Source organism: Pseudomonas sp. Bc-h (genome assembly GCF_002080045.1).
Classification (GTDB): domain Bacteria; phylum Pseudomonadota; class Gammaproteobacteria; order Pseudomonadales; family Pseudomonadaceae; genus Aquipseudomonas.
This window is the reverse complement of record NZ_MUIN01000015.1, coordinates 17,509-43,704: the sequence shown is the minus strand read 5'-3', so window position 1 is coordinate 43,704 and position 26,196 is coordinate 17,509. Positions and strand designations below refer to the sequence as shown.

The following is a 26,196-nucleotide window of genomic DNA, read 5'->3' as shown; positions in this document are numbered from 1 at the left end:
AACCCTTAAATCACGATCAGGTCGGCTTGCAATGCGCCGGCCTGCTTCAGTGCTTCGAGAATCGCCATCAGGTCGCCCGGTGCGGCGCCCACCTGGTTAACTGCACGTACAATTTCGTCCAGCGTGGTGCCCGGACCGAACTTGAACATCGGGTGCAGCTCTTGTTGTGCGTTGATCTTGGAGCGCGGCACCACGGCGGTCTGGCCGTTGGAGAACGCACCCGGCTGGCTGACCACAGGGTCTTCGGTAATGGTCACGGTCAGGCTGCCGTGGGTCACGGCCGCAGGCGACACCTTGACGTTCTGGCCGATGACGATGGTGCCGGTACGCGAGTTGATGATGACTTTGGCGGAGGTCTGGCCCGGATCGATCTCCAGGTTTTCCAGCACCGACAGATAGTCGACGCGCTGGTTGGGGTCCAGCGGCGCAGTCACGCGCACGGAGCCGCCGTCCAGCGCTTGAGCGACGCCAGGGCCGAGCATGTCGTTGATCTTGTCGACGATGCGCTTGGCGGTGGTGAAGTCATTGCGGTTCAGGTTCAGGGTCAGCGAGTTGCCCTGATTGAAACCACTCGGCACGGCACGTTCTACCGACGCACCGCCCGGGATACGACCCGAAGACGGAACGTTGACGGTGATCTTCGAACCGTCACGGCCTTCAGCGTCAAAACCGCCCACCACCAGGTTGCCCTGTGCAACGGCATAAACGTTGCCGTCGATACCTTTCATGGGGGTCATCAACAGGCTGCCGCCGCGCAGGCTTTTCGAGTTACCGATAGACGAGACAGTGATGTCGATCTGCTGACCGGGTTTGGCGAACGGCGGCAGATCGGCGTACACGGCAACCGCCGCAACGTTTTTCAGCTGCACGGTGCCCGAACCCGCCGGCACCTTGATGCCGAACTGCGAGAGCATGTTGTTGAAGGTCTGCAGGGTGAACGGGGTCTGGGTGGTCTGGTCACCCGTACCGTTGAGGCCCACCACCAGACCGTAACCGATCAACTGGTTGGTCCGCACGCCAGAAATGCTGGCGATGTCCTTCAGGCGCTCGGCGTGAGCGCCGAGGGCCGTGGTGAACAACAGCGCTGCCGCTATCAGTTGCTTGAACGTGATCATGGCTATCCCGGTATCAGAAAGGGAACAACGGGCTCAGGAAGAATCGGTCGAACCAGCCTGGCTGACTGGAATCGGCAAACGCCCCTGTACCGGAATATGTGATGCGCGCGTCGGCCACGCGAGTGGACGAAACGGTGTTGTCGGTAGCGATGTCATCGGCACGGATGAGGCCCGCGATACGCACCAGCTCGTCACCGGTGTTGAGGGTCATCCACTTCTCGCCGCGAACCGACAGAATGCCGTTAGGCAACACATCGGCCACGGTCACCGTGATCGAGCCGGTCAGGCTGTTGCTCTGCGCGGCCTTGCCGTCGCCCTTGGTTGCGCGGTCGCCGCTGTACCCGGCGTCCAGGCTCAGGTCGCCACTGCCGACCGGGTTGTTGGTGTTGACGCCAACACCGAACAGCGACGTCAGGCCGACGCTGGTCTTGCTGGTCTTGCTGATCCCGGAACTGGCCGCCTTGCTGGCCGCCATTTTCTCGGACAGGGTGATGGTGATGATGTCACCGACCCGGTAAGCCTTGCGGTCGCCGTACAGGTTCTGCTCGAACCCGGCCTGATAAATAGAGCCGTTGTTGGCTGCAGCCGGCAGCGGCGTTCGTGGCAACACCGGCGCGTAATAAGGGTCATTGGGTTTGGCCGAAGGCGCAACGCAACCTGTCAGCAGCGCGATACCGCACAGCGGTGCTGCAAACAGGGAAAGCCGCAATACAGAAAGCCGTTTCATGACACTTAAAACCTCGCGGTGTAGCAGGCGTTTTTCAGGCGCCCCATCGGATTGATCAGGTGTTTCGTTGAAGGACATCAGGTGTTTCAGATTCCGTTTGCAGATGGACTTACAAGTTCTGAGTCACGTACTGCAGCATCGAGTCGGCGGTCGAGATCACTTTGGAGTTCATCTCGTAGGCGCGCTGAGTGGTGATCATGTTCACCAGCTCTTCAACGGTGCTGACGTTGGAGTTTTCCAGGGTGTTCTGCTTGACCACGCCCAGACCGTTCAGACCCGGAGTACCCACTTGCGGAGCGCCGCTGGACGCGGTTTCCAGGTACAGGTTGCCGCCTTGCGATTGCAGGCCGGCCGGGTTGATGAAGTCGGCGGTCTGGATGTTGCCGATCACCTGTGGCGTTGCGGTATTGGTCGATGTGGTGATCGACACGGTGCCGTCTTCGCCCACGGTGAAGGTCTGCGAGTCTTGTGGAACGACAATCGCAGGCTCCAGCGCATAACCATTGGAGGTCACGATCTGGCCGTTGCTGTCCAGGTGGAACGTACCGTCACGGGTGTACGCCAGGGTGCCGTCCGGTTGACGGATCTGGAAGAAACCGCGGCCGTTCACCGCCATGTCCAGCGGCTGGTTGGTGGTTTGCAGGCTACCGGCGGTGAAGTTCTTCTGGGTGCCGACGATGCGCACACCGGTACCCAGCTGCAGGCCCGATGGCAGCTCGCTGTCCTGAGTGGACTGAGCACCTGGCTGACGCTTGATCTGATAGAGCAGGTCCTGGAATTCGGCGCGATCACTCTTGAAACCAGTGGTCGAGACGTTGGCCAGGTTGTTCGAAATGGTGGTCAGGTTGGTGTCCTGAGCCGCCAGGCCGGTTTTAGCCACATAAAGTGCCGGAAGCATTCTTCAATCTCCTCGAGCGCCTGATTATCGGCGCAAGCTGTCAGTCATTAGCCCATTTGCAAGACGCGAGCCATCGACTCGTCATCCTGCTCGGCGGTCTTCATCATCTTGATGTGCAGTTCGAATTGGCGGGACAGCGCCAGCACCGACGTCATTTCATCGACGGCGTTAACGTTGCTCGACTGCAGAAACCCGGACTCCACTTGCACGTCGGCATCGGCCTGCGCCGGTTTGCCGTCTTTGGTGTGCATCAGACCGTCGGGGCCTTTTTCCATATTGGCCAGGTCCGGCTTGACCAGCTTGATGCGGTCGATCTCGGCCATCACCTGCGGGCTCTCACCGAGCGAGCGAACGCTGATCGTGCCGTCGGCGCCGATCTCGATCTGCTGCTGAGGCGGCACGGCAATCGGCCCACTGTTGCCCATGACCGGCAAACCATTGCCATCACGCAGCACGCCGAGGGCGTCAATGTTCATGCTGGAGGTGCGGGTGTAGGCTTCGCCACCGTCGGGGGTCTGGACCGCCATCCAGCCGTTGCCCTTGACGGCGACGTCCAGATCGCGACCGGTATCGATCATCGAACCCTGGCTGAAGTCAGTGCCCGGGCGCTCGCTCATGGCATAGGCGCGCGACGGGTTGACCTCGCCAAACACCGGCATCGAGCGGGCCTGTTCCAGGTCACGCTGAAACCCGTTGGTCGAGACGTTCGCCAGGTTGTTGGCATGGGCCTTTTGCGCAATGGCGTTTTCCGACGCACCACTCATGGCGACGTAAAGCAACTTGTCCACAGTCTTCCTCCTCCGACAGACGCTTGCCGCCTGTAGCTGTACTGATCAGGTCATAGCAATAATCGAACCAGTTTTTCAGACGTGATACAAAGTGCTGATTTTCCAGTGGTTACGGGGGCAAATCGGTGCTGGCGGCAGCTCGAATTCTCAGCCGCGACGGCGGACCGCCGCTTTCACCGAAAATCGCCGTCACTGCCGCCAAAAAAATTTCGCGCGAGGAGCGATAATTGCAGCGATTCGCTTACCGGCCTTTTGCCAACAGGAAATTGTCATGCGCTTGCCGCTCGCCCTCGCCCTCCTCCTCCTCGCCTGCTCGACCGTTGCGGTCGCCGCGCAAGCGCCTTATTACCTCTGGCAAGGGAAACACAAGACCGTCTGCGCGCAGACTAGCCCGGGCAAGAGCTGGATCAAGGTGAGTCGCGGGTTCGTGAAGTCGGATTGTTCGATTTAGCGGATGCTTTTTTTTGCCGACCTTCTGCGCTCCGGAGCAGCACGGCTTGCCGGCGGTGGCGATATTCAATTACGCCACCGCCGGCAAACCGGACTGCTACCGGATCAAAAGCAGCAGCCGTTCATTACGTCGCGCGTATGAGCGTCTGCATCATTTCCGCTTCGGTCGACAGGGTTTTCGAGTTGGCCTGATACGCCGTCTGCGCCTGGATCAGATCCACCAGCTCCTGCGACATGTCGACGTTGGAACCTTCCAACGAGCGCCCGACGATACTGCCCAGACTCCCCACCGCTGCGCCGTCATAATTGGCGATCCCGGACTCATGGGTTTCTTTCCAGCGAGTACCGCTGATGGGCTGCAGGCCTTGTTCGTTGGTAAAACCGGCGAGCATCACCTGGCCAATCTTGCGATGCACGCCGTTGCTGAAACCCGCGCTGATGATGCCGTTGCGATCAATCGACAGATCGCGCATTTCGCCCGCAGCGTGCCCGTCGGTGACAGGCGAGATCAGTGCCGTATCCGCTCGGTACTGACTCAACTTGCTCATGTCCAGCACGATGCCGTCGGCATTTGCCGAGGCGCCGTTGCTTCCCCATCGTTTGCCTGCGCCAACGCCATCCAGATCCTTGGCGGGCACCCAGTTGTCGAGCGTCAATTTCTGATTGGCGCCCACCAGCCCTTTCCCGCCCACCAGCGACTGCAAATTGCCCCGCGCGTCGAACAGCATGCTGGCGGTGACCGGATCGGTTCGCTCGGGGTTTTGCGGGTTGCGACCGTCGACCAGCACGTGCATTTTCCAGCTGTTGCTGCCGTCCTTGACGAAGTACTGGGTCATTTGGTGCTGGTTGCCAAGACTGTCGAATACACCGGTGGTGAACATCTTGTTGAAGGTAGTGATGTCACTGGGATCGAACGCTGGAACAGGGCGCAACATCACAGCATCGGCGGGGTCGAGCAGCGCCCCGCTGACATCGTCGAGCGGCAGTTTGATCGGGCCGGCACTGGCTGCGTCGCTGGGCGTCCAGCCACCGTTGACCTTGACGGCTGGCTGCCAGCCATTGAGCGCCAGTTCGACATCGGATGTCTTGCTGACTGCACCTGAGTTGCCGCTCAAGGACAGCTTGCCATTGGCGTCGGTATGCAACCCGACCTCCAGTGGCGACATGCTGGAGGGGTCCAGCGGATTGATGCCATCGATGAGGATGTACGAAGTCCAGGTGGTGTCGTCGGTCTTGACGAAATACTGTTTGAGTTCGTGATCCTGCGGTGGAATTGCTGCTTTGGCGGGCGTGAGGACAATCTCATCACCTTCGGGATTCTTGCCCTTGGTTTCCCTCACCTCGGGTACGCCAGCATCCTGGATGGTATGAGTGACTACCCGGGTGTAAGTGCGCGGATCGTCGGGATTGAAATGCGGCAACGCGGCCAGCGACGCAGAAGCGGAATCCAGATTCAACGTTTGCTCAAGCTTGCTGGTGGGCTTGGGGGCAATGTTGGCGGTGTCGATTTTCAGGTCGCTGCGCAGGCCGTTGATCAACTTGCCCTCGGCGTTTACCCCATAACCCTGCAGGCGCCCACCTTGCGGGTCCACCACGAAGTTTTCCGCGTCGACGTGAAACGCCCCGGACCGGGTATAGCTCAGCGCCCCGCCATCGCTCATGACGAAAAACCCTTTGCCCTCGATGCGCATATCGAGCGGCCGTCCCTGACTGGACATCGCGCCGCCCGCCTTGAAGTTCTGCGAGACATCGGCCAGGCGCACGCCATCGCCTGACGACGAGCCGCTGCCGCCCAGCGCCGAAGATGAATACACCGCGGAGAATTCCGCCCGCGATGATTTGAAACCCGAGGTGCCGACGTTGGCGATGTTGTTGCCCGCCACTTCCATGCGTTTGTGTGCCGCATGCAAACCGGCCACTGCGATGTTGAATGACATGAACCCTCCATGAGTCGTTTTGAACGACACGTGCGTCAATGCATTGGTTTTCGCGGGCAAAGGAATGCAGTCGAAGGTAGGGACTCAAGGGCATTCATTTGTCAGCGAATTCGAGTCTCGCATCAACGGAAGTAGGAAGTTTCTAGTTATCGGGTGGGACGGCTCTTGATGTTTTTTGCGGCGATATTTGAGGGATTGAGCGCATCGTGGCGCCGGGGCATGACGCCTGGATCAGCGTGCAGATCGGTTATCGGTGGTGGCGCTGATCATGGTTCTGCCTGACGGCACAACAAAAACCCGGCATCACCACAACATCCAAACCCGGCACAAAAAAAAAGCCCCTCCGAAGAGGGGCCCAAAATCAAAAACAATCAACCGTTATCAGGCCATCTGAATCGTGGTCTGCATGATGGTGCTTTCAGTCGAAATAGTCTTCGCGTTCGCCTGATAGTTACTCTGTGCCTTGATCAGCTCGACCAGCTCGGTGGTCAGGTCGACGTTGGATTCCTCCAGTGCCGAACCGGTAATGTTACCCAGCGTACCGGACTCCGGCGCACCCGTGACCGGAATACCGGAAGCGTAGGTTTCACGCCACATCGTGCCGCCCGCAGGAGACAGACCCTGAACGTTAGCGAAAGAGGTCAACGCGACCTGGCCGATAGTGCGCGACTCGCCGTTGGTGTAAGTAGCGAACAGGTTGCCGGTAGCGTCGACGTTCATGGCGCTGATCTGGCCGGTGTAGTTACCGTCCTGATTCTTCGCGATGGCACCGCCCGCAGCGTTGGTCTGAGTGGTCGCCAACATGTCCAGCTTCATGCCGCCCGTTGCCGCCGCTGCGCCGTTGGCTGCCCAAGTGGTGGTCGAACCGACAGTCTTGCTCTGGCCTGGAATCCAGTTGGCCACGGTGAAGGTACCGTCAGTGTTTACCACCATGTTCGCGGTGGAAGTCGGCGCTGGCGAAGTCACCATGTTGCCTGCCGAATCGAACGTCAGGTTGGTCACGTCTGGCGTGGTCTTGGTCGGATCGTTGATGCTGCGACCGTCCACCAGGCTGTACATGTCCCAAGTATTGAGTCCCGTCTTCCGGAAATACTGATCCAGTGTGTGCTCGTTGCCCTGGCTGTCGTAGATCTTGGTGCTGTAGGTCAGGTCGTAGGTCTCGACCTTTTCCGGATCGAACGCCGCAGCGGTGTTGATCTCTTTGGTCGAGTCCAGGTTAGAGCTGATGGTAATGCTGCTCGTCGCCTTCGGCGGCATGTTCGAGGTGTCGACCTTGAGATTGGTCAGCACGCCGGTCTTCACGTTACCGTTGGCGTCAACGCCATAACCCTGCAGGTTATTGCCGTTGGTGTCGATGATGTTGCCGGCGCTGTCGGTATGGAAGTTACCGGCGCGGGTATACAGCTTCTCGCCATTGTTGCTGACCATGAAGAAGCCGTTGCCGTTGATCGCCAGGTCCAGGTCACGACCGGTACCGGTGGTCAGGGCACCCTGGGTGAAGCTCTGGGTCACTGCTGCAGTGGTCACGCCGCTGCCGACATTGGTACCGCCAGACGTGCCACGAATGGATTGCGCGTACTGGTCGGCAAATTCCGCACGGGACGACTTGAAGCCTACAGTCGCGACGTTGGCAATGTTGTTGCCGGTGACGTCCAGACTTTTATTTGCTGCGTAGAGCCCACTCAGACCGATATTGAAAGACATGTATCACTCCTGCGCCGTCGAGTCGGCTCTAGATTCCGATTTGTTGAACTTTGGACAAGGCGATGTTTTCGCCGTTGGCCAGGTTGAGAGTCATGGAGGTGCCTGCCGAGCCCATGGTGACGCTCGTTACTGTCGCAGGCAGGTAGGTCGTAAGACCGGTATTCGTACCATCCAGGCTGCCCGTAGCCTTGAAGCTGTAGTTGCCGGTCGCGAGCGTCTGGCCTGCGTCGTCCTTGCCGTCCCAGGTAAAGCTGGCGTTGCCGGCCTTCTGTTCACCCAGATCGATGGTGCGCACGATGGTGCCGGTGCTGTCGTAGACATTGACGCTGGTCGTGGTGCTGGTGGACGGCAAGACCACTTGGCCGGTCATGCCTTTGGTGGTGTCGACGCTGGTCGAACCGCTGTCGACAATGACCGAGCGACCGACCAGCGAAGAGGCCTGCAGCGCTTGCGAAGACTGGTACATGCCCCCGATCGCATCGACCGAAGTACTCAGGTTCTGCATGGTTTCCAGGCTGCTGAACTGCGCCAGCTGAGCCACGAATTCGCTGTTGTCCTGGGGATCGAGGGGGTTCTGGTTCTGCATCTGGGTGACCAACAATTGCAGGAACGAATCCTTGCCCAGGGTGCTGGCGCCAGTGGTGGTATCGCCAGTCTTGCCGGAGGTCACCGTCTGCAACGATTTGAGGTAATCGCTGCTGGTTGTGTCGTTAGTAACGGTCATTGCACACGCCCCTTATCACTGACCCAGGGTCAGGACCTTTTGCATCATTGTTTTCGCGGTGTTCATGATTTCCGCGTTGGTCTGGAACGAGCGACTCGCCGAGATCATGTCCGCCATCTCGTTGACGACGTTGACGTTCGGGTAGTAGACGTAACCGTTCTTGTCGGCTGCCGGATGGTTTGGCTCGTAACGTGCTTCCAGGTTGGAAGCATCTTCAACGATGCCGGAAACCTGCACGCCGGTGCCGGCCTGGCCTTGGTCTTCGAACAGCGAAGCGCTACCGCCGGACTCCTGACCCTGAAACACGGTGGCGAACACCGGGTGACGGGCGCGGTAGGTCTTGTCCAGGCTGGACGACACGGTTTCGGCGTTGGCGATGTTACTGGCGACGGTGTTCAGGCGAGTGTTCTGGGCACTCATGCCACTACCGGCAATATTGAAAACACTGGATAGAGACATGAATTACTCTCCGCGCAGGGCTGCTACCAGCCCTTTGAACTTACTGTTGAGCAAGGTGAAACTGGCCTGAAAGCCAATGGCGTTCTCGGCGTAGTTGGCGTTTTCGACCTGAGAGTCGACGGTGTTCTGGTCCAGCGAAGGCTGCGACGGTGTGCGGTACAGCAGGCTCGCATCGCCACTGCTCATGCCTTCAGCTTCGATGTGTCGGCTGTTGGTCATGTTCAGGGCGAAGGTGCCGTTGTTGGCCTTGTCACTTTCGGCGGCCAGCACCTTGGAGAAGTCCAGGTCGCGCGCCTTGTAATTAGGCGTGTCGGCGTTGGTGATGTTGTTGGCCAGCACTTCGGCACGTTGGGCGCGGAAGTTCAGCGCCTTTTCGTGAATGCCCAGTGCCTTGTCGAAGCTGATGCTCATGTCGGGAAACCTTTACCGGTTGACCAGATGTTCGTGAGCAAGAAATAGCAATCAGCGTGCCAGTTCTTGAAACGCCTGTATTTCGGGGGTTTCAGAGGGATGCGGCAGAGATGATGCCAGAAAAGCGGCAAGTGATTTCCGCTGGTGGGGAGGAAAGCGGCAAGGAGGGTGTCGTTTTTTTGCCGCTATGGCGGGGATTGCTGTTATGGCGTTGAGACCGGGCACCCATCCGATATCTGGGGTGGCGCTGATTTTTGGGTTCGGCCTAACGGCCGAACTGTTTCGCCTCCGGCGAGTTACTTGAAAGCCGGAATGCCGTACCAACCCCAAGTAACCAAGTATCCTTGCTCCTGGTTCGGTTCCTCCTGCGTCGGAATACCCTCACTTAGGCGACGCTCCGTGGGCACGCCGCCATCCGCCATCCATGGCGGGGGGCGGCGTGCCCACGGAGCGTCGCCTGCGCTCGGCCTGCCAAAGTCGCATTTGGTGTCGTTCTCACTATCTCGGCGTGATCGCCACCGCTGGACTGCTACAGGGTTGTGTGTCGAGCCGAAATCTCAAAGCTGGACACCAATCCCTGTGGGAGACGCCGGAGCTGTGCGACGGCAGCGAGGCGGTGGGTCTGGTGGCTCATCTGCTCACTGATCCACCGCCTCGCTGCCGTCGCACAGCTCCGGCGTCTCCCACAGGGATCGCGGAAAACTTCCAGAGCTACGTTCGCTTTTGATTTTGCTTCTAAGTACGCGACAGTCCAGCGCCACCACCGAGACAGGCGATATACGCAGACACCAGCGCCACCAAAAATCTAAAACCCGAAAAAACAAAAACCCCGCCAAAGCGGGGCTCTCAAAAAACAGGACGACCCGACTCACTTGGCCTGATAAATGATCCCCGGGCTGCACTGCACCATCTGATAATGATCCGGCAGCCCGTTCAACGCCTCCGAAGCACCGAGGAACAAATACCCTCCCGGCTTCAACGTCGAATGAATGCGCAGAAGAATGTCCTTCTTCACCTCCGCCGAAAAATAGATCAGCACGTTGCGACAGAACACAATGTCAAATTTGCCCAGCGCCGCGTAACTGTCCAGCAGATTGAACGAACGAAACTCAACACGGCTCTTGATCGGCGCCTTGACCGTCCAGCGTCCCGGCGTCTTCTGATCGAAGTAACGCTGCAGGCGTTCCGGCGATAGACCGCGACCAATCGCCAGACTGTCGTACTCACCGGTCTTGCAGTTATTCAGCATGCTGCCGGACAGATCCGTCGCCACGATCTGCGCGCCCGCCTTCAACTGGCCCGGGTTGCTGCGCTCGAACTCATCGATCGACATCGACAGCGAATAGGGCTCCTGCCCCGACGAACAGGCCGCCGACCAGATACGCGGACGCAAGCCGGGGCTGGCCTTGATCTGCTCCGGCAAGACCTTGTTCTTGAGCACTTCGAACGGATAGGTATCGCGAAACCACAATGTTTCGTTGGTGGTCATGGCGTCCACCACCTGCTCACGCAAACCGCTGCGTGGCTGGGTCTGGATGCGCTGGATCAACTCGCCCAACGACTTGATGCCCTGTTGCTCCATCAGCTTGTTCAAACGGCTGGAGACCAGGTACTGCTTGTTTTCACCCAGCAAAATGCCACAGGCTTTTTCCAGGAAGACCCGGAACTGCTCAAAATCCAAATTACCTGTAGACATGCCGCCTCTCAAATCATGTGAACAGCAAGGAGGGATCACCCCTCCTCAGCTGATATCTGCCGCCTTGATACGATCTACTACTCTAGCTGCCAGATCGTCCGGCCGAAACTTGGCCAGGAAATCATCGGCACCGACCTTCTTCACCATTGCCTGGTTGAACACGCCGGACAGCGACGTGTGCAGGACGATGTGCAACTTCTGCATGCGCGGATCATTGCGGATCTCGGCAGTCAAGGTGTAGCCGTCCATCTCCGGCATTTCAATGTCGGAGATCATCATCAAGAACTCTTCTTCCGGCTTTTTGCCCTCGTCCACCAGTTTGCGCAGGAATTCGAGTGCCTGACGACCGTCATTCAACGCCGTCACTTCCACGCCCACGGTCTGCAGGCAGCGCGTCACCTGCTTGCGTGCCACCGACGAGTCATCGACCGTCAGCACGCGCAGCGACAACGCCATGTGCGCCACTTCTTCAGTCACGACGCCTGCGGAAATGTTTTCCGAGACCGGCGCCACTTCGGCGAGGATTTTCTCCACGTCGATGATTTCCACCAACTGGTTGTCGATGCGCGTCACTGCCGTCAGGTAGTGGTCGCGACCGGTGCCCTTGGGTGGCGGATGAATGTCTTCCCAGTTCATGTTCACGATGCGTTCGACCGAATGCACCAGAAAACCCTGAATCTTGGTGTTGTACTCGGTGATGATCACAAACGCATTGGCAATGTTGCCCAATTGCGCCGAACCCGTCGCCATCGCCAGATCGAGGATGGGAATGGTCCCACCGCGAATATTTGCCACTCCGCGCACAATCGGACTGGATTTGGGCATGTGGGTAAGTTTTGGGCACTGAAGCACCTCTTTTACCTTGAACACGTTAATCCCATACAACTGCTTGCCGTCCAGACGGAACAACAACAGTTCAAGGCGGTTCTGCCCTACCAGTTGAGTGCGCTGGTTCACTGAATCCAAAACACCAGCCATGCCCCACTCCTTCCCAAAACGACCAATTGCGCGCTACCGGATCGGCATGCGGCACGGGCCTTGCTATTTACCTTGCATGAACACACAAACGACAGTATCTCGACGCCTCTACACTGCAACCCGCCACTTTTTTTGCGCGGTGGCCGCAGTGTGTCTGCTTGGCGCCGCCGGGCTGAGCCGGGCGGAGAATGTAACCCTGCCTGAACAACTTATCGGCGTCACCCAGGGCTTTCTTGAATTCACCGTGGAAGACTATCTGGCGACCAGCCAAACCCAGGGGCGCTACCAGATCGAGGTCAAACAGCTCGATCCTCGCCTGCGCATGCCACATTGCGACAAGGATTTGACAGCCTCGCTGGAAAGCCCGGCCCAGCCGATTGGCCGCGTCACCGTGAAGCTGCGCTGCGAAGGCGGCTCCCCATGGACGGTGTTCGTGCCCGCCCAGGTACATCTGTTTCGCAACGTGGTGACCGTGGTGCGCCCGATGAAACGCGATGCCATCGTCTCGGAGGGCGATGTGGCGATGCGCGAGCGTGACGTAGGCTCGCTCGGGCAGGGTTTCCTCGACTCGCTGGATCAGGCGGTCGGGCAGAAAGTTGTCCGACCAACGGTCATCGATCAGGTTCTGACGCCGGTTCATCTGGAACAGCCGCAGATGGTCCACAAGGGCGATCAAGTGGTGATCAGTGCGCGCAGCGGTTCCATGAGCGTGCGCATGCCTGGCGAAGCATTGTCCGACGGCGGTTTCAATGAGCAGATACGGGTAAAAAACCTGAATTCAAAACGCGTGATCAAGGCCAACATCGTGGCGCCCGGCCAGGTGGAGGTAGCCATGTGACGTGAATTGACCTCTGGCGCTGCGCTTGCGCTTTTTCTACACTCGGAACCCATCAGCCCCGTGCGAAGTCAATTCCAGACTGTTTTCGCACTGGCCCTAAAGTTATTCCGGGTTTGGCCGAAACCAAGGCAAGCGTCCAAGAACCCAGAGGTTTTCTATCATGGTCATCGACTTCAGTCGTTTGAATAGCTCCACTACCGTTGGCGGTACGTCGCGTACCGCCAGCACCAAAGAATCCGGCAAAACCGAAGCCCCGGCGACGGTCAGCACTTCCGAAAAGGTGAGCGGTAGCGGTGAGACAGTAAGTTTGAGCAGTGAAGCTCAACAGTTGCAGAAGATCACTGATTCGTTGCGGGATCAGCCAGTCGTCAACAGCAGCCGCGTGGCTGAGTTGAAACAGGCTATCGCCGACGGCAGTTACAAGGTCGACAGCAACCGTGTTGCGAACAAACTGCTTAATTTCGAAGCCCAGCGCTAGCCCCCGGTCCGCGCAGGGGCTTCTGGACGCTTGAATCCCAGGGCATGCGATGCAAGACACTACTTTGCTTCAACTGATCACCGACGATATTGCGCCGGCCCAGCATCTGCTGGAGATCCTGAAGGCCGAGTCATTGGCGCTTCATGGCCGCAATATGGTCGAAATGGAACACATCCTGGCGCAGAAACAGGCGTTGGTGATCGTGCTCGAACAGCACGGACGCAGACGTAGCCAACTGATGACGAGTCTGGGCCTGCCCGCCAACCGCGCGGGTCTTGAAGAAGTGGCCAGACATTCATCGGTCGGTGAACCGTTGTTGAAAGCGGGCGACGAACTGAGTGCGCTGATGGCCGAATGTCAGGCCGCCAATGAACAGAATGGCAGCCTGATCCAGCTTCATCAGCTGACCACGGCACAGCAACTCCGGATTCTCAATGGTGGCGACACCCCCACGCTGTATGACAGCCGGGGTTCGACTGCCGGGAAGATGAGACCACGTCCGCTTAGCCAGGCGTAAGTTCTTGTATCAAGGCGTGCAACATGGTGGCAAAATGCCGCAAGCCGCACGCTGTCGTTTTTTGCCTGGAGATGGATAAACCGTGAATGCCTCAAGCGCGGAAGATGTTCCGCAGCCCCCGAAGGTACTGAACACGCCTTTGGAAATTGCCGCCAACCTGCGGTTGCTGATGGAAAGCCATGATCCGCTGATCATTACCTTTCATGAGCGCAGCCAGCGCTTCCAGAGCTATGTCATTGACGTCGACCGTGACCGCAACGAAGTCGTGCTCGACGAAATGATTCCCCGCGACGGTGAACGCTTCCTGGCCAACGGCGAAGCTTTCCGTGTTGAAGGCTTCCACGATGGCGTTCGTATCGCCTGGGAAGTCAAGGCTCAGATGACCGTCATCGAGGATCCGCGCAGTTACAGCGGCCCTCTGCCTGAAGAAGTCGTCTATCACCAGCGCCGCAATGCGTTCCGCGCAGCCTTGAAGCTGGCCTCTCTGGTCAACATCGAAATCGGTGGCGACAAGCTCGCTTCGCCGCTCAAGGGCAAGTTGCTGGACATTTCCGCGACGGGTTGCAAGCTGCGCTTCGAGGGTGATGTTTCCGAGCGCATGCAATTGGGCCAGGTGTATGAACGCTTTATCGCCCACCTGCCCTTCGGCGCCATGAACACCTCGGTCGAGCTGCGCTACCTGCACTTCGAAGAGCGCATCAACACCACCTTCGCTGGCGTGCGCTTCCACAACATCAGTGGACTGGTGCAGCGTCAGGTCGAGCGTTTCGTCTACCAGCTGCAACGCGAAGCCCGCCGCTTCGACAAAGACGACGATTTCTGATTGGTCGAGATCCTGTTGCAGCACGGCTTGCCGGCGGTCGCGATCCTGAGGGCGCCACCGCCGGCAAACGGAACCCCGCCCGGCCGGACGGCTACAGGTTATACAACGCGCTAAACTCCCACGCTAAAACGCATCCACCACCGGCCCGAAGCTGCGTCGCAACGACTGCGGCGACTGCCCGTAGACCCGCAGAAACGCCCGTCGCATCCTCTCCCGATCACCAAATCCGGTTTCGCTGGCCACAGCTTCCAGTGAATGACGCCCCTGCTCCATCATCAGCCGTGCCGCTTCCAGCCGCAGGTTTTCCACGGCCTTGGCGGGCGAGATGCCGGTCTCTGCGCGAAATGAGCGACTGAATTGTCGCGGGCTCAGACACGCGGCGTCCGCCAGCTCCTCCACTGACAGCTCGCGACGCAGGTTCTTGCGCGCGAACTCCAGCGATATCTGGATCCGGTCCGAACTGGGGCTCATTTCCAGCATCGCCGAATGCTGCGACTGGCCGCCCGCGCGACGGTGGTAGAGCACCAGGTGCTGGGAAACCTTTCGCGCAAGCTCTGCGCCGTGATCCTTTTCCACCATGCCGATGGTCAGGTCGAGCGCCGCCGACATGCCCGCCGAGGTCCAGATCTTGCCATCGATGATGTAGATCCGGTCTTCCTCGACCTTGATCGCCGGGAAGTTCTCACGCATCTCCCGCGCCCGCGCCCAATGCACCGTCGCCCTGCGCCCGTCGAGCAGGCCCGCCTCGGCCAGTGCAAACGCACCTACGCATAAGGCGCCCACACGCCGGCAGTTGGCGTAGGCCTCGATCAGAAAAGCGTTGATGGTGGGTGACGCGGACGATCTGTCCATCGCGCCGCTGATCAGCACCGTGTCGAACTGGGCGTTGTCCAGCGGCTGGGTAGACACCGAGGTGAACAGTGAACTGGCAGCCACCAACCCGCCATGCTCGGACAGCAGATGAATATCGTAGAGCTTTTTCTCGGCGGCAACGTTGGCAAATTCGAACGCTGAAAGCGCCGCCAGGCTCATGACCTGAAAGTCGGGCCTGACGATAAGAGCAACTGTTTGCATGAGGGCTCAGTCCGCCGCAAAGACATCGATTCTAGACTCAAGGGCCTTGCGTGCAAGGGGTGTCGTCAAAACGATGACGACACCCCTTGCCGCTGGCGATCATCCCGCCAGGAAGCTGCTGTTGAACTCGGTCACGAACGCCATTTCGTTCGGTCCTGGCACTGCACGCAAAGGCAGCGCGCGCTCCACGAGGATTTCGTCGGCGTCGGTGGCCAGCACGGTCATCGTTTCCTCGATGAACTCGGCCAATGGCATGGCGCGCGGCTCATCGTTGCTGCCCAGCAGGTCGGTCTGGACCCAAGGCGGCGCGATTTCCAGTACCCGGACCGAGGTGTTGCGCAGCATGAAGCGCTGGGACATCGAGTACGAGTGCATTGCGGCCTTGGTGGCGCTGTAGACCGCGGTCACCGCCAGTGGCACGAACGCCAGCACGGAGGACACGTTCATCACGACCGCGTCCGGTTTGGTCTTCAGGTGCTCGATCAGGCCGGACGTGACGCGGATCGGGCCGGACACATTGGTGGTGAGGGTGTCGATCAACAGCTGTTCATCGATAGCGCCACTGGCGTCGTCGATCTGCATGATGCCAGCGTTGTTGATCAGCACGTTCAGGTCCGGAAAACGCCTCACCAGATCAGCAGTGACGTGGGCGATATCTGCGGCATCGCCGACATCCAGGGTCACGGCCTCCATTCCGGGGTTGGCCGCAGTGACTTGCTCCAGCAGCGCCTGCCGACGACCGGCGATGATGACTTTGTTGCCCTTCTTGTGCAGGGCCTCGGCCAATGCCCGACCGATGCCGGAGGTGCCGCCAGTGATGAAGATGGTGTTGTTGGTCAGGTTCATGTCGATTCTCCAGGGGTAGGGTTTGCTGCGCGACCTTTGGCTCGCTTGAGCCTTGTCGTGCATCTCGAGAACCGATGTTAGAGAGATCAACCACCCTGCATCTGTCGTAAAACCACCCTTTTCGGCCATTCGCAGGGTGGCCGGAAAAGACGACTGGATTTGTCGGTTTTATGACCGATGCACAACTGAAGTTGCCCCTACTGTGGCTCCTGAAGACACACCAAAGAAGATGCACATGTTCAGGCATAGAGGGACGGCAGTGATCGTCGGAATATCGTCGCGTGAAAGCGTGGCCTATGCCCGGCGCATGGCGGATCGGGGATACGACCTGATCCTGATCGGCCCGGACCGCGAGCGACTGCAAACGGCGGCCCGGCGCATTACCGATAGCTGTGGCTGTTCGGTGGAGGCACTTGCCGAGGACGGAGAAACGGTCACGTCGATAGTGGCAGGAGATGCCAGCATCACGCTGTTGGTGAATTACGCGCCGGGCGCACTTCGGCCCTGGCGCTTCTCTGAGGCCTTGATGCCGGGATTTCTGGCGCGCGGCGTAGGCGCTGTGGTCGAGGTGACGGGCAAAGCGCAGTGCCCGCGGGACGATGCGCTGTGGACGTCATTTCTGGTTCAGTGGGAGGCGGATCAAGTGTCCGCTCACTGAATTGACCTACAAGCGAGGTTTTCTGTGGGAGGGAGCTTGCTCGCGATTGGGATGGGTCAGAGACGGATAAGACATCTGACACTCTGCATTCGCGACCAAGCTCCCTCCCACACATACGTGTGCCGATGGCCCGGATTTCAGACCCTGGCTTACAAAGGCCGATCGACGCCTACGTCACGCGAGGCATCGAGTGCGGCATCTGGCCGCGCTTCCTGAGGTTCTGCGCTGACGTCGGTATCGACCACCGCCACCGGCCGCACGACACCCTCCCCTGACGGCACGACGCGCTCTGGCTCGGCATCAGGTTGTGGCTCGCCTTCGGTCGGTGTCTCAGGCTCAGGCTCTGTCGCGGTCTGCATCTGGTCCTGCACCACTTGCTCATCGACACGAGGGTCGAGGGCCACCACCAGTGGCGAGCTGGACATGCTGTCGGGCATAGCGATGTGATGCAGCGGCGCGTCTTCGACCTGGTGCAGGTTGGTGACGGCTTTCGGACGAATGCGCAGCACCAGGATCAGCGCCGTGAAACAGACGAAGGCGTAGAGCATGTTGCTGCCGAACTGCTTCATCAGCACGCCCGAGACCAACGGCCCGATACTGGCGCCGACGCCGTAGGTCATCAGCAACATCGCGGTCAGCGAGACACGCCGTTCGCCCTCTACGTGGTCGTTGGAGAAGGCGACCGCCAGCGGGTACAGCGAAAACTGCAGCAGCGAGGCGACGAAGCCCACGGCAAACAGTACTTCCATCGGCACGTTGGGGAAGATCGCCAGGGGCAACGCCGCCAGTACCAGCAGCCCCGCGACCCCGCGAATCAACCAGGCACGGTCGTAACGGTCGGACAGTTTGCCCAAAGGCCCCTGCACCAGAAGACCGGCACCAATGCAGCACGCCATGAACAGACCGACATGCTCGGTCGACATTCCCTGCTGCGCGGCATACAGCGGCGCAAGGCCGTAGAACGAGCCGATGATCAGGCCCGCGCTGAGTACCGTGGTCAGCGATTGCGGCACGCGGCGCATGAAGAACAGCGGCTCAAGCGGCGCCGGACGCATCGGCGCCGGGTGAATGCTGCGGGTCATCGCCACTGGCACCAGACACAGGGTGAAGCACATCGCGACCAGCATCAGCAGCTCAGGGCCCAACTGCGGATGGATCACCAGAATCAATTGGCCGAGCACCAGCCCCATGTACGAAGCGATCATGTAGCCGCTGAACACCAGCCCGCGCTGTTTGGGCGAGGCCTGTTCGTTAAGCCAGCTCTCGATCACCATGTACTGACACATCATCCCCAGGCCGACGATCATCCGCAGGATGATCCACGCCGGCAGGTAGTTGATCAGGCCATGCCCGAGCACCGCCGCGCCGACGATCCCGGCACAGGTGGCATAGGCGCGAATGTGCCCGACCCGGCCGATCAGCCGGTGGCCGATCTTGCCGCCCAGCGCCAGGCCCACATAGTTGGCGGCCATCAGCGCACCGACCCACAGGCCGTCGACCTGATCGGCAGCGAGACGCAAGGCAAGGTAAGTACTCAGAAGGCCCGAGCCGATCAACATCATCAGCGAGGCAAAATACAGCGCTCGAAAGGATTTCCAGATTTGGCGCATCGGCTTTCCAAAAACGAAAACCCTCCTCCACGGAGGGTTTCCGAACCACGGTTCTTAAGCCTGGGCGGCCAGTACGCGGCGCTCCCAGGGAGTAATTTCATTGAAGAAGCTGGTTAATTCCAGCTCCTTCGATGCGATGTAGCCTTCGATGAATTCGGCACCAAACAGTTCCTTGGCCAACGGGCTGCGTTTCAGACGTTCCAGCGCCGCATGCAAGGTACATGGCAGCGACAGATTGTCCGGTACGACGAACTCCCCCTGGATGGGAGCCGATGGTTCAAGTTGCTGCTCGATTCCATACAACCCGGCTGCAAGACTAGCTGCAATGGCCAGATACGGGTTGGCATCCGCGCCCGGCAAACGGTTTTCCACACGCCGGGCAACCGGGGCGCTGGCGGGAATCCGCAGGCCGGCCGCGCGGTTATCGTGGGACCAGCATGCGTTATTCGGCGAGGCGAAAGGATGACACAAACGCTGGTAGGAATTGACGTTAGGCGCGAACAACGCGGTGAAATCCGCCATCGCCGCCTGCTGGCCACCGATGAAATGGTGAAACTCGGCGGTCGCTTCGCCCTGTGCGTCGCTGAAGATATTCTTGCCGGTGACGCTGTCGACCACGCTCTGATGAATGTGCATCGAGCTGCCTGGCGTGTGCGCCAGCGGTTTGGCCATGCAAACGACGGTCAGACCGTGCTTGAGGGCGACTTCCTTGAGCATGTGCTTGAACAGGAACGTCTGATCGGCCAGCACCAGCGGATCGCCGTGCAGCAGATTGATCTCGAACTGGCTGACGCCCATCTCATGCATGAAGGTGTCGCGGGGCAAACCCAACGCGGCCATGCATGTGTAGACCTCGCTGAAGAACGGGCGCAGGCCGTTGTTCGAGCTGACGCTGAACGCCGACTGGCCATCTTCGCGGCGACCGTCCAGACCGACCGGCGGCTTGAACGGCTGATTGGGGTCGCTGTTCGGTGCGAAGATAAAGAACTCGAGTTCGGTGGCCACCACCGGCGACCAGCCATGGCGGGCGTAACGGGCGATAACCGATTTGAGCTGGCCGCGGGTCGACAGGTTGGAGGGCTCGCCATCCAGTTCATCGGCGTCGCAGATCGCCAGCGCGCGCGGCTCTTCGCTCCAGGGAAGCGGATGTATCTGCTGCGCATCGGCGATCAGCGCCAAGTCACCGTCGTCGCTGCCGTAGAACTTCGCCGCCGGGTAACCGCCCATGATGCATTGCAGCAGCACACCCCGCGCCAGCTGCAAGCGACGACCTTCGAGGAACCCCTCGGCCGTCATGACCTTTCCTCGCGGCACACCGTTCAGATCGGGCGTGACGCATTCAATTTCATCAATGCCCATCAATCGCTGCGCGAGTGAATTGTGGCCATCGCTACTCATGACTCAGTCCTTTAATTGTTATGCACGCCGCCTCGCGGCAAGGCGTACAAAATAAGCATCAGGCGTTCGGAATATCAAGCGCATCTTTTTCATCCGCCAACCAGGTTGGCCGATTTCTTGCTATTTCCCGTTAACGGCACTCTGAACGCCATTTAGATGACAGCGAGTACTTCGACCTCTGCCAGCTCGCAAGCGTTGTGTACCTGCCGCAGTACGCACGTAGAGCACAGGAAACCCATGAGCAAATTGATTCCCGTCACACAGCCCCTGCTGCCTCCGCTGGAGGAGTTCGTTCCTTACCTGGAACAGATCTGGGAGAGCCGGTGGCTGACCAACGCCGGGCCTTTTCACGAGAAGCTGGAAAAGGACCTCGCTGAGTATCTGGGCGTCGAGTACTTGTCGTTGTTTTCCAACGGCACGCTGGCACTGCTGACTGCGCTGCAGGCATTGCGCATCACCGGCGAGGTGATCACCACCCCCTACTCCTTCGTTGCCACTGCGCACTCTTTGCTGTGGAACGGCCTCAAGCCGGTCTTCGTGGACATCGCACCGGGGACCTTCAACCTGGACCCGGACCGGATCGAAGAGGCCATCACGCCTGCGACCACGGCGATCATGCCCGTGCATTGCTACGGTACGCCCTGCGATGTGGACCGGATCCAGCAGATTGCCGATCGTTATGGGCTGAAAGTGATCTACGACGCCGCCCATGCCTTCGGTGTGCGTCATCAAGGTCAAAGCCTGTTGCGCCATGGCGATTTGTCGGTGCTGAGCTTTCACGCGACCAAGGTATTCAACACGTTCGAAGGCGGCGCGATCATCTGCCCGGACGCCAAGACCAAAAAACGCATCGACTATCTGAAAAACTTCGGTTTCGCCGATGAAGTGACAGTTGTCGCTCCCGGCATCAACGGCAAGATGAGTGAGATCAACGCCGCGTTCGGCCTGTTGCAGCTCAACTACATCGATGGCGCTCTGGCGCGCAGAAAGCAGATCGATTCGATGTACCGCGAAGCGCTCTCGGCCATCCCGGGCATCGAGTTGCTGTGGACACCGGGCGAGGGGCACAACTTTTCGTACTTCCCGGTGCTGGTCGGTGAAGACTTCCCGATCAGCCGTGACGCCCTGTACGAACGCTTCAGGGAGCGTGACATTCTGGTCCGGCGCTACTTCTACCCATTGATCTCGACGTTCCCGATGTACCGGAACCTGAGCTCGGCCAATCCGGAGGGCTTGAAGGTGGCGACCGATATTTCCAGTCGCATCCTGTGCCTGCCGATCTTCGATGCCCTGACCCCGGAGCAATTCGACAGCATCATCAATGTCCTGCAGACGGTGAGCACCGGGCGTTCCTGAGGCCTCGGTGACACCTGCACAAAACCATCGACAGCGCCCGGGCGAGCCGGGCGCTGCTCAAGCCTCTCGTCCCCCAATGGCCGGACCTGCGCAGACACGCCAGGAACCGCTCAAGCAGATGTCAAGGATTCAGATGAACGCTTCACGCCTGGTCAGCATCGTCATTCCTGCCTACAAACCCACCTACTTCGAAGTCGCCCTGCGCAGCGCCTTCGCCCAGGACTACGACCAGATCGAGATCGTGATCTGTGACGACTGCCGGGATGACGGCATCATCAGCCTTGTGGAAAAACTAACGCCTGAGAGTCCTTTCCCGATCCGTTATTTTCGTAATGAGCAGTCTCTTGGTGAAGCGTTGAACGTAGCGCGCGGGATCAGAGAGGCGCACGGCGAGTACATCAAGTTTCTGTACGACGACGACATGCTCGAGCCTGATTGTGTGAGCACGCTTTTCGCGTTGTTGCATGGCCATCCGGATATCACGCTCGCAGCGGCGACCCGTCGACTGTTCGACGAAAACGGCGAAATTCTGCCGGACAATCTGGCAACGTTGTTTCCATTCGAAGGAGACGTGATTATCCACGGCCCTGAACTGGTTGCCGTGCTGTCGGAACTGCCTCTGACGTTCATGGGCGAACCGAGTTCGGTGATGTGTCGGCGGGATGATGTCCTGGCCTACGGGCAGGATCTGATGTCGCTCAAAGGTCAGCCGATCCACTGGCTGGGCGATATCAGCCTTTACGTGAAACTGCTCCGGCAGGGCAATCTGGCGCTGCTGAAACGCCCGCTGTCGCGCTTTCGCATGACCGACACCCAGAGCAGCAGCATCGCCCGCGCCACGCCTGAAATCGCCAAGCAAGGCCACGCGAACTTCTACCGCATCACCAAAGAGCTGGAGTGGCTGCGCGAGCCCGGCAGCAACAGTGATGTGAAGATCGCACCGTTGCATGACCGTGAGCGCTTCACCGCCTTCAACCTGCGCGCCTGGTTCCTGCAGAAAAAGCCGAACGAAATCAGCCATGACCAGATTCAGGACTGGACCCGCAAGCGACGCCCGACAGGACCACAAAAACCGCACATCGCTCGCTACTTTCAGCAGAACGGCGGAGCACCTGCCTTCGCGATCATCGTCTCGGACCTTCAGGGCAAAGCCTCGCAACTGGACAAGACACTGGCGAGCATCGACGCGACCATGAGCAGCTGGATGCCGCCGAAAGTATTTGTACTCTACGACCCGGACAACGCCTCGCCACAGCCGGGCGCCATGGACAGCGTCGCTTATCTGGCGGTATCCGGCCAAAACCGTGCGGCGCAGCTCAACCGGCTCCTGGAGGAAACGGTATTCGACTGGTTCATGATGATCGACGCGGGATCGACGCTGAACGTCGCAGGCCTGCTCAAAGCCGCCATCAAAATCACTGAATTGCCGAGCACCCGAGCGCTGTTCGCGGACGACATCGCGCAAACCCAGGAGCGCTCCTCGGCGGTGATGCTGCGGCCGGATTTCAGCCTGGACTATTTGCTGAGCTTCCCCGAAGCCATGAGCCGACACTGGATTTTCAACCGCTACTCAGTGACCGACGCCGGTCGCTTCGATGCACGCTACCCTCAGGCCCTCGAACTGGACCTGATTTTGCGGCTGGTCGAACACGACGGTCTGGGTGGTCTGGAGCACATTTCAGAGCCGATGGTCAGCTATCGGCCTGACCCCTTCGAAACCAATGAGGACGAAGCACGCACGTTGCAACGCCACCTCCTCGCTCGCGGTTATGAAAACAGCCAGGTGATCGAGTCGCGGCCAAGGCACTACCAGCTTGACTACGGCCACGCCTCTCGCCCCAAAGTCACGATCATCGTCGCGACCCGGGACCAGATCCTGATGCTGCAACGTTGTATCGAAAGCATTCTGGAAAAAACCACTTACCCGTTCTACGAAATCATCATTGCCGACAACGACAGCCAGGATCCTCAAGCCCTTGAGTGGCTTGATGGCGTGGAAGCGATGCAACTGGAACAGGTCCGGGTGCTGCGCTGTCCTGGCGAATCAAGTCGTTCGGCCATCCACAACCTGGCGGCCCGTCACGCGACAGGTGAATTTCTGGTGTTGCTGAGCAACGCTGCGGCGGTGCTTCACGGCGACTGGCTGGACAACCTGCTCAACCACGCTCAGCGGCCCGAAGTCGGGCTGGTCGGCGCGAAGTTGCTGGCGGCCGACAACACGATTCAGCATGCCGGACTCATCCTCGGGCAGCAGGAGCCGGTCACCCACGTGTTCCATGGCCAGAACGCCAGCAGCGATGGCTACATGCATCGCTTGGTGGTCGACCAGAACTACAGCGCTGTCAGCGATGCCTGCCTGATGATTGGCAGCGCTCTGTACGAGGCGCTGGACGGGATGGATGAAGGGGATTTCAGTGATTGCTATGGCGACGTCGATCTGTGCCTGCGGGTGAAAGAATCCGGGCGTCTGATTGTCTGGACGCCCCACGTTGTCCTGCTGCATGAGCCCACTGCAGACCCGCAAGATGCGCCTGACCAGCGTGCAAAGGATGCGCTGTGCGGACGATGGTTGAATTACATCGCCCACGATCCTGCGTACAACGACAACTTTTCGACAAAAAGTGAGGGCTTGCAGCTCGAGACGTTCACGCAGGTGACGTGGCGCCCCCTGACCTGGCGTCCGGTGCCCGTGGTGCTGTCACACCCCTTCGACCTGTCCATTTCGGGCACACGCCTGCAAGCGCCCCTCGACGCACTGGCCGAAGGGCTGCAGGTCGAACATGTTCGTTCGCCCGAATGGCTGACGATCGGCGAGTTTGCTCGGCTGAATCCAGAAACCGTCGTGGTTCAGCGGCCCTGGACCGAGCAGGCAATCGGCGATCTGAAAAGTGTAAAGGCTTTGAGCAAGGCATTGCGCGTCTACGACGTCAGTGAGTACCCACACTCGGCCGAACACAGACGTGACCTGCTCAAAACCGGGTTCGGCCTGATGGACAAAGTGATCGTTGCAAGCCCGGGACTTGCCGACGTGCTCAGCGAGTTTCACGCGCACATCCTCATCATCGAGGAGCGCCTGGCACCGCGCTGGAGAAACGTCCAATGCTATTCCCTCCTCCACCGAAAAACTCGGGTGGGCTGGGTCGGCACGCACGCACAGCTCAACGAACTCGCGCTGATCGAGGACGTCATCAAGGGCCTCGCCCAAGAGGTGGAGTGGGTCATCATGGGGCCCTGCCCTGAAGCCCTTCGGCCCTATGTCCACGAGTGGCGAAGCTCGGTCGAGGGCGAGCTTTACCCTGGGGTGCTCGGTTGTCTTGATCTGGATGTCGCGCTGATACCGGCAGGTAACAGTTTGATCGGCGAGCACAAGAGCACGCGTCTCGCGCTCGAGTTCGGCGCCTGCGGCTATCCGGTCATCGCCAGCGATGTGCAGGGTTTGCGTAATGGTCTACCGCTGACCCGAGTGCAGAACACCACTGCGGCATGGCGCGAGGCGATTGCCATGCACATCAACGATCTGGACGAATCGAAACGGCTGGGCCAAGTGTTGAAAGACAAGGTGCTGAGCGACTGGATGCTCGACGAAGCACAGCTGCAGCACTGGTACGCCGCGCTTCTCGACCGTTGACCCCAAACGCAAGGGCCCTTGTCAGGGCCCTTCGCGGTCAGCAGATACAAACCTTGCCCCTACCAGCGGATGACGCATCCACCCCAGGAATAGCCGACGCCGAACCCCACCGCGGCGATCACTTTACCCCGCTGAATCTGGCCCTTGACCAGCGCTTCTTTCAACGCAATCGGAATGCTGGACGACACCGTATTGCCGCAATGCCCGAACTCGGTGATGAATGTCTCAGGCGCGATTTTCAGCCGGCGACGCAAAGCTTCGAGCATGAACTGGTTGGCCTGGTGAAAGACGAACAGATCGCAATCCTCGACAGCGAATTGCTCGTCAAACAACGACGCGAACAAAGCCGGTACGCGCGTCATCGAAAATTCGAAGATCGCCGAGCCGTTCATGTAGAGGTTGGCATCGGTGCGGATGTTGCCGCTTTCGTCTTCATACTCGGCGGGCTTCTGCCCGGCGAGCAAGGGTCGGCGTGCAGCCCCCATCGGCACGATCAGATTTTCTGCCCCAGCGCCATCGCTGCCGTAGCGGAAACGGTCCAGGCATGGCGTTGCTTCCTCCGACGCCTTGATCAGCGTGGCAGCGGCAGCGTCGCCGAACAGCGTGCGAACGCTCTTGTCCTGCGGGTTGATGTAGCGGCTGTAGGTCTCGGCGGTAATCAGCAGCACATTCTTGCACTGGCCCGACTCGATGAAACCCTTGGCCAACCCCAGCCCATAGATAAAACCCGAACACCCCTGATTGAAGTCGAAGGCGGCGCAGTTCTGCGGCAACTGCAGACGATGCTGCAGGATGCACGCGGTCGCCGGCAGCATGTAGTCCGGGCTTTGGGTGCAGTAGATCAGACAATCGATTTCTTCACGGGTCGTAGTGCTGTTGGCGAACAGCTTCTCGCAGGCACGAAAGGCAAGATCGGACGCCGTTTCATCGTCGGCGACAATGCGCCGCTCGTTGATGCCCGTCTTCTGAAATATCTTGTCGACGTCCCATTCTGGAAAGTCCCGCGCCAGCATCTGGTTGTCGAGCACTCGCTCGGGAAGTTCGTATTCTATTTCGCAGATTCGAGCGTAACTCGCCATGTCG

24 protein-coding genes are annotated in these 26,196 nt (G+C 59.5%); 8 read left to right on the top strand and 16 right to left on the bottom strand.

Translation table 11 applies throughout. The features are described 5' to 3' along the window. Window positions 1-5 precede the first annotated feature (5 nt). The 4 genes from BWR59_RS27350 to BWR59_RS27335 all read right to left on the bottom strand — a co-directional run bounded on the left by BWR59_RS27350 (window position 6) and on the right by BWR59_RS27335 (window position 3,528). The gene (locus tag BWR59_RS27350) at window positions 6-1,115 is read right to left on the bottom strand and encodes a flagellar basal body P-ring protein FlgI (RefSeq protein WP_081568818.1); all 1,110 of its coding nucleotides are present in this window, start codon (window positions 1,113-1,115) and stop codon (window positions 6-8) included. A gap of 13 nt (window positions 1,116-1,128) precedes the next feature. Continuing rightward, window positions 1,129-1,842, bottom strand: coding sequence for a flagellar basal body L-ring protein FlgH (gene flgH / locus BWR59_RS27345; RefSeq protein ID WP_081569085.1), 714 nt, complete (start codon window positions 1,840-1,842; stop codon window positions 1,129-1,131). Between the two features lie 109 nt (window positions 1,843-1,951). Next, window positions 1,952-2,740 carry a flagellar basal-body rod protein FlgG gene (flgG, locus tag BWR59_RS27340; RefSeq protein ID WP_081568817.1) on the bottom strand — a complete coding sequence of 263 codons (789 nt, stop codon included), beginning with the start codon at window positions 2,738-2,740 and terminating at the stop codon, window positions 1,952-1,954. Window positions 2,741-2,787: 47 nt separating this feature from the next. After that, on the bottom strand, window positions 2,788-3,528 hold the full coding sequence (locus tag BWR59_RS27335) for a flagellar basal body rod protein FlgF (protein WP_081568816.1): 741 nt from the start codon (window positions 3,526-3,528) through the stop codon (window positions 2,788-2,790). 271 nt (window positions 3,529-3,799) lie between these two features. Here BWR59_RS27335 and BWR59_RS27330 point away from each other — a divergent pair, with 271 nt between their 5' ends. After that, the gene (locus BWR59_RS27330; protein ID WP_081568815.1) at window positions 3,800-3,979 is read left to right on the top strand and encodes a hypothetical protein; all 180 of its coding nucleotides are present in this window, start codon (window positions 3,800-3,802) and stop codon (window positions 3,977-3,979) included. 124 nt (window positions 3,980-4,103) lie between these two features. Here the strand turns inward: BWR59_RS27330 and BWR59_RS27325 are convergent, their stop codons facing one another. From BWR59_RS27325 to BWR59_RS27295, 7 genes are all read right to left on the bottom strand, one after another. Further along, a complete protein-coding gene (locus BWR59_RS27325) occupies window positions 4,104-5,915 on the bottom strand; it encodes a flagellar hook protein FlgE (protein WP_081568814.1) in 1,812 nt (603 codons plus the stop codon). A gap of 381 nt (window positions 5,916-6,296) precedes the next feature. Continuing rightward, window positions 6,297-7,619, bottom strand: coding sequence for a flagellar hook protein FlgE (flgE, locus tag BWR59_RS27320; protein WP_081568813.1), 1,323 nt, complete (start codon window positions 7,617-7,619; stop codon window positions 6,297-6,299). Between the two features lie 28 nt (window positions 7,620-7,647). Further along, window positions 7,648-8,343, bottom strand: coding sequence for a flagellar hook assembly protein FlgD (gene flgD / locus BWR59_RS27315; protein ID WP_081568812.1), 696 nt, complete (start codon window positions 8,341-8,343; stop codon window positions 7,648-7,650). A 15-nt stretch (window positions 8,344-8,358) separates the two neighbouring features. Continuing rightward, window positions 8,359-8,802 (bottom strand): flagellar basal body rod protein FlgC, encoded by a 444-nt coding sequence (gene flgC / locus BWR59_RS27310; RefSeq protein ID WP_081568811.1) that lies wholly within the window; start codon window positions 8,800-8,802, stop codon window positions 8,359-8,361. 3 nt (window positions 8,803-8,805) lie between these two features. Then, a complete protein-coding gene (flgB, locus tag BWR59_RS27305; RefSeq protein ID WP_081568810.1) occupies window positions 8,806-9,213 on the bottom strand; it encodes a flagellar basal body rod protein FlgB in 408 nt (135 codons plus the stop codon). 868 nt (window positions 9,214-10,081) lie between these two features. Further along, window positions 10,082-10,909: a protein-glutamate O-methyltransferase CheR gene (gene cheR, locus BWR59_RS27300; protein WP_081568809.1), complete on the bottom strand. Its 828-nt coding sequence runs from the start codon at window positions 10,907-10,909 to the stop codon at window positions 10,082-10,084. Between the two features lie 45 nt (window positions 10,910-10,954). Further along, window positions 10,955-11,887 carry a chemotaxis protein CheV gene (locus BWR59_RS27295; RefSeq protein ID WP_081568808.1) on the bottom strand — a complete coding sequence of 311 codons (933 nt, stop codon included), beginning with the start codon at window positions 11,885-11,887 and terminating at the stop codon, window positions 10,955-10,957. Between the two features lie 76 nt (window positions 11,888-11,963). On the opposite strand from BWR59_RS27295, the gene flgA reads away from it, so the two are divergent. The 4 genes from flgA to BWR59_RS27275 all read left to right on the top strand — a co-directional run bounded on the left by flgA (window position 11,964) and on the right by BWR59_RS27275 (window position 14,543). Beyond that, complete coding sequence (gene flgA / locus BWR59_RS27290) at window positions 11,964-12,725, top strand: flagellar basal body P-ring formation chaperone FlgA (protein ID WP_081568807.1); 762 nt, start codon at window positions 11,964-11,966, stop codon at window positions 12,723-12,725. A gap of 160 nt (window positions 12,726-12,885) precedes the next feature. Continuing rightward, window positions 12,886-13,203 carry a flagellar biosynthesis anti-sigma factor FlgM gene (gene flgM / locus BWR59_RS27285; RefSeq protein ID WP_081568806.1) on the top strand — a complete coding sequence of 106 codons (318 nt, stop codon included), beginning with the start codon at window positions 12,886-12,888 and terminating at the stop codon, window positions 13,201-13,203. A 49-nt stretch (window positions 13,204-13,252) separates the two neighbouring features. Continuing rightward, window positions 13,253-13,720, top strand: coding sequence for a flagellar protein FlgN (locus BWR59_RS27280; protein ID WP_081568805.1), 468 nt, complete (start codon window positions 13,253-13,255; stop codon window positions 13,718-13,720). 82 nt (window positions 13,721-13,802) lie between these two features. Next, window positions 13,803-14,543, top strand: a complete 741-nt coding sequence (locus BWR59_RS27275) for a flagellar brake protein (RefSeq protein WP_081568804.1) — start codon at window positions 13,803-13,805, stop codon at window positions 14,541-14,543. Window positions 14,544-14,666: 123 nt separating this feature from the next. On the opposite strand, the gene BWR59_RS27270 is transcribed toward BWR59_RS27275, so the two are convergent. Then, entirely contained in the window at window positions 14,667-15,617 is a 951-nt protein-coding gene (locus BWR59_RS27270; protein WP_081568803.1) for a GlxA family transcriptional regulator, read from the bottom strand. 99 nt (window positions 15,618-15,716) lie between these two features. Then, complete coding sequence (locus tag BWR59_RS27265) at window positions 15,717-16,463, bottom strand: SDR family NAD(P)-dependent oxidoreductase (protein WP_081568802.1); 747 nt, start codon at window positions 16,461-16,463, stop codon at window positions 15,717-15,719. Between the two features lie 235 nt (window positions 16,464-16,698). Between BWR59_RS27265 and BWR59_RS27260 the strand changes: the two genes are divergently transcribed. Continuing rightward, the gene (locus BWR59_RS27260) at window positions 16,699-17,121 is read left to right on the top strand and encodes a hypothetical protein (RefSeq protein WP_081568801.1); all 423 of its coding nucleotides are present in this window, start codon (window positions 16,699-16,701) and stop codon (window positions 17,119-17,121) included. A gap of 149 nt (window positions 17,122-17,270) precedes the next feature. Here the strand turns inward: BWR59_RS27260 and BWR59_RS27255 are convergent, their stop codons facing one another. Beyond that, complete coding sequence (locus BWR59_RS27255) at window positions 17,271-18,731, bottom strand: MFS transporter (protein ID WP_081568800.1); 1,461 nt, start codon at window positions 18,729-18,731, stop codon at window positions 17,271-17,273. Window positions 18,732-18,785: 54 nt separating this feature from the next. Continuing rightward, entirely contained in the window at window positions 18,786-20,027 is a 1,242-nt protein-coding gene (locus BWR59_RS27250; protein WP_178111253.1) for a glutamine synthetase family protein, read from the bottom strand. A gap of 339 nt (window positions 20,028-20,366) precedes the next feature. Between BWR59_RS27250 and vioA the strand changes: the two genes are divergently transcribed. Both vioA and BWR59_RS27240 read left to right on the top strand, forming a co-directional pair. Then, on the top strand, window positions 20,367-21,485 hold the full coding sequence (gene vioA, locus BWR59_RS27245) for a dTDP-4-amino-4,6-dideoxy-D-glucose aminotransferase VioA (RefSeq protein ID WP_081568798.1): 1,119 nt from the start codon (window positions 20,367-20,369) through the stop codon (window positions 21,483-21,485). Between the two features lie 133 nt (window positions 21,486-21,618). Next, complete coding sequence (locus tag BWR59_RS27240) at window positions 21,619-25,113, top strand: glycosyltransferase (protein ID WP_168184542.1); 3,495 nt, start codon at window positions 21,619-21,621, stop codon at window positions 25,111-25,113. Between the two features lie 59 nt (window positions 25,114-25,172). Here BWR59_RS27240 and BWR59_RS27235 read toward each other — a convergent pair whose 3' ends face one another. Continuing rightward, window positions 25,173-26,192: a ketoacyl-ACP synthase III gene (locus BWR59_RS27235; RefSeq protein ID WP_081568796.1), complete on the bottom strand. Its 1,020-nt coding sequence runs from the start codon at window positions 26,190-26,192 to the stop codon at window positions 25,173-25,175. Between the last annotated feature and the right edge of the window lie 4 nt (window positions 26,193-26,196).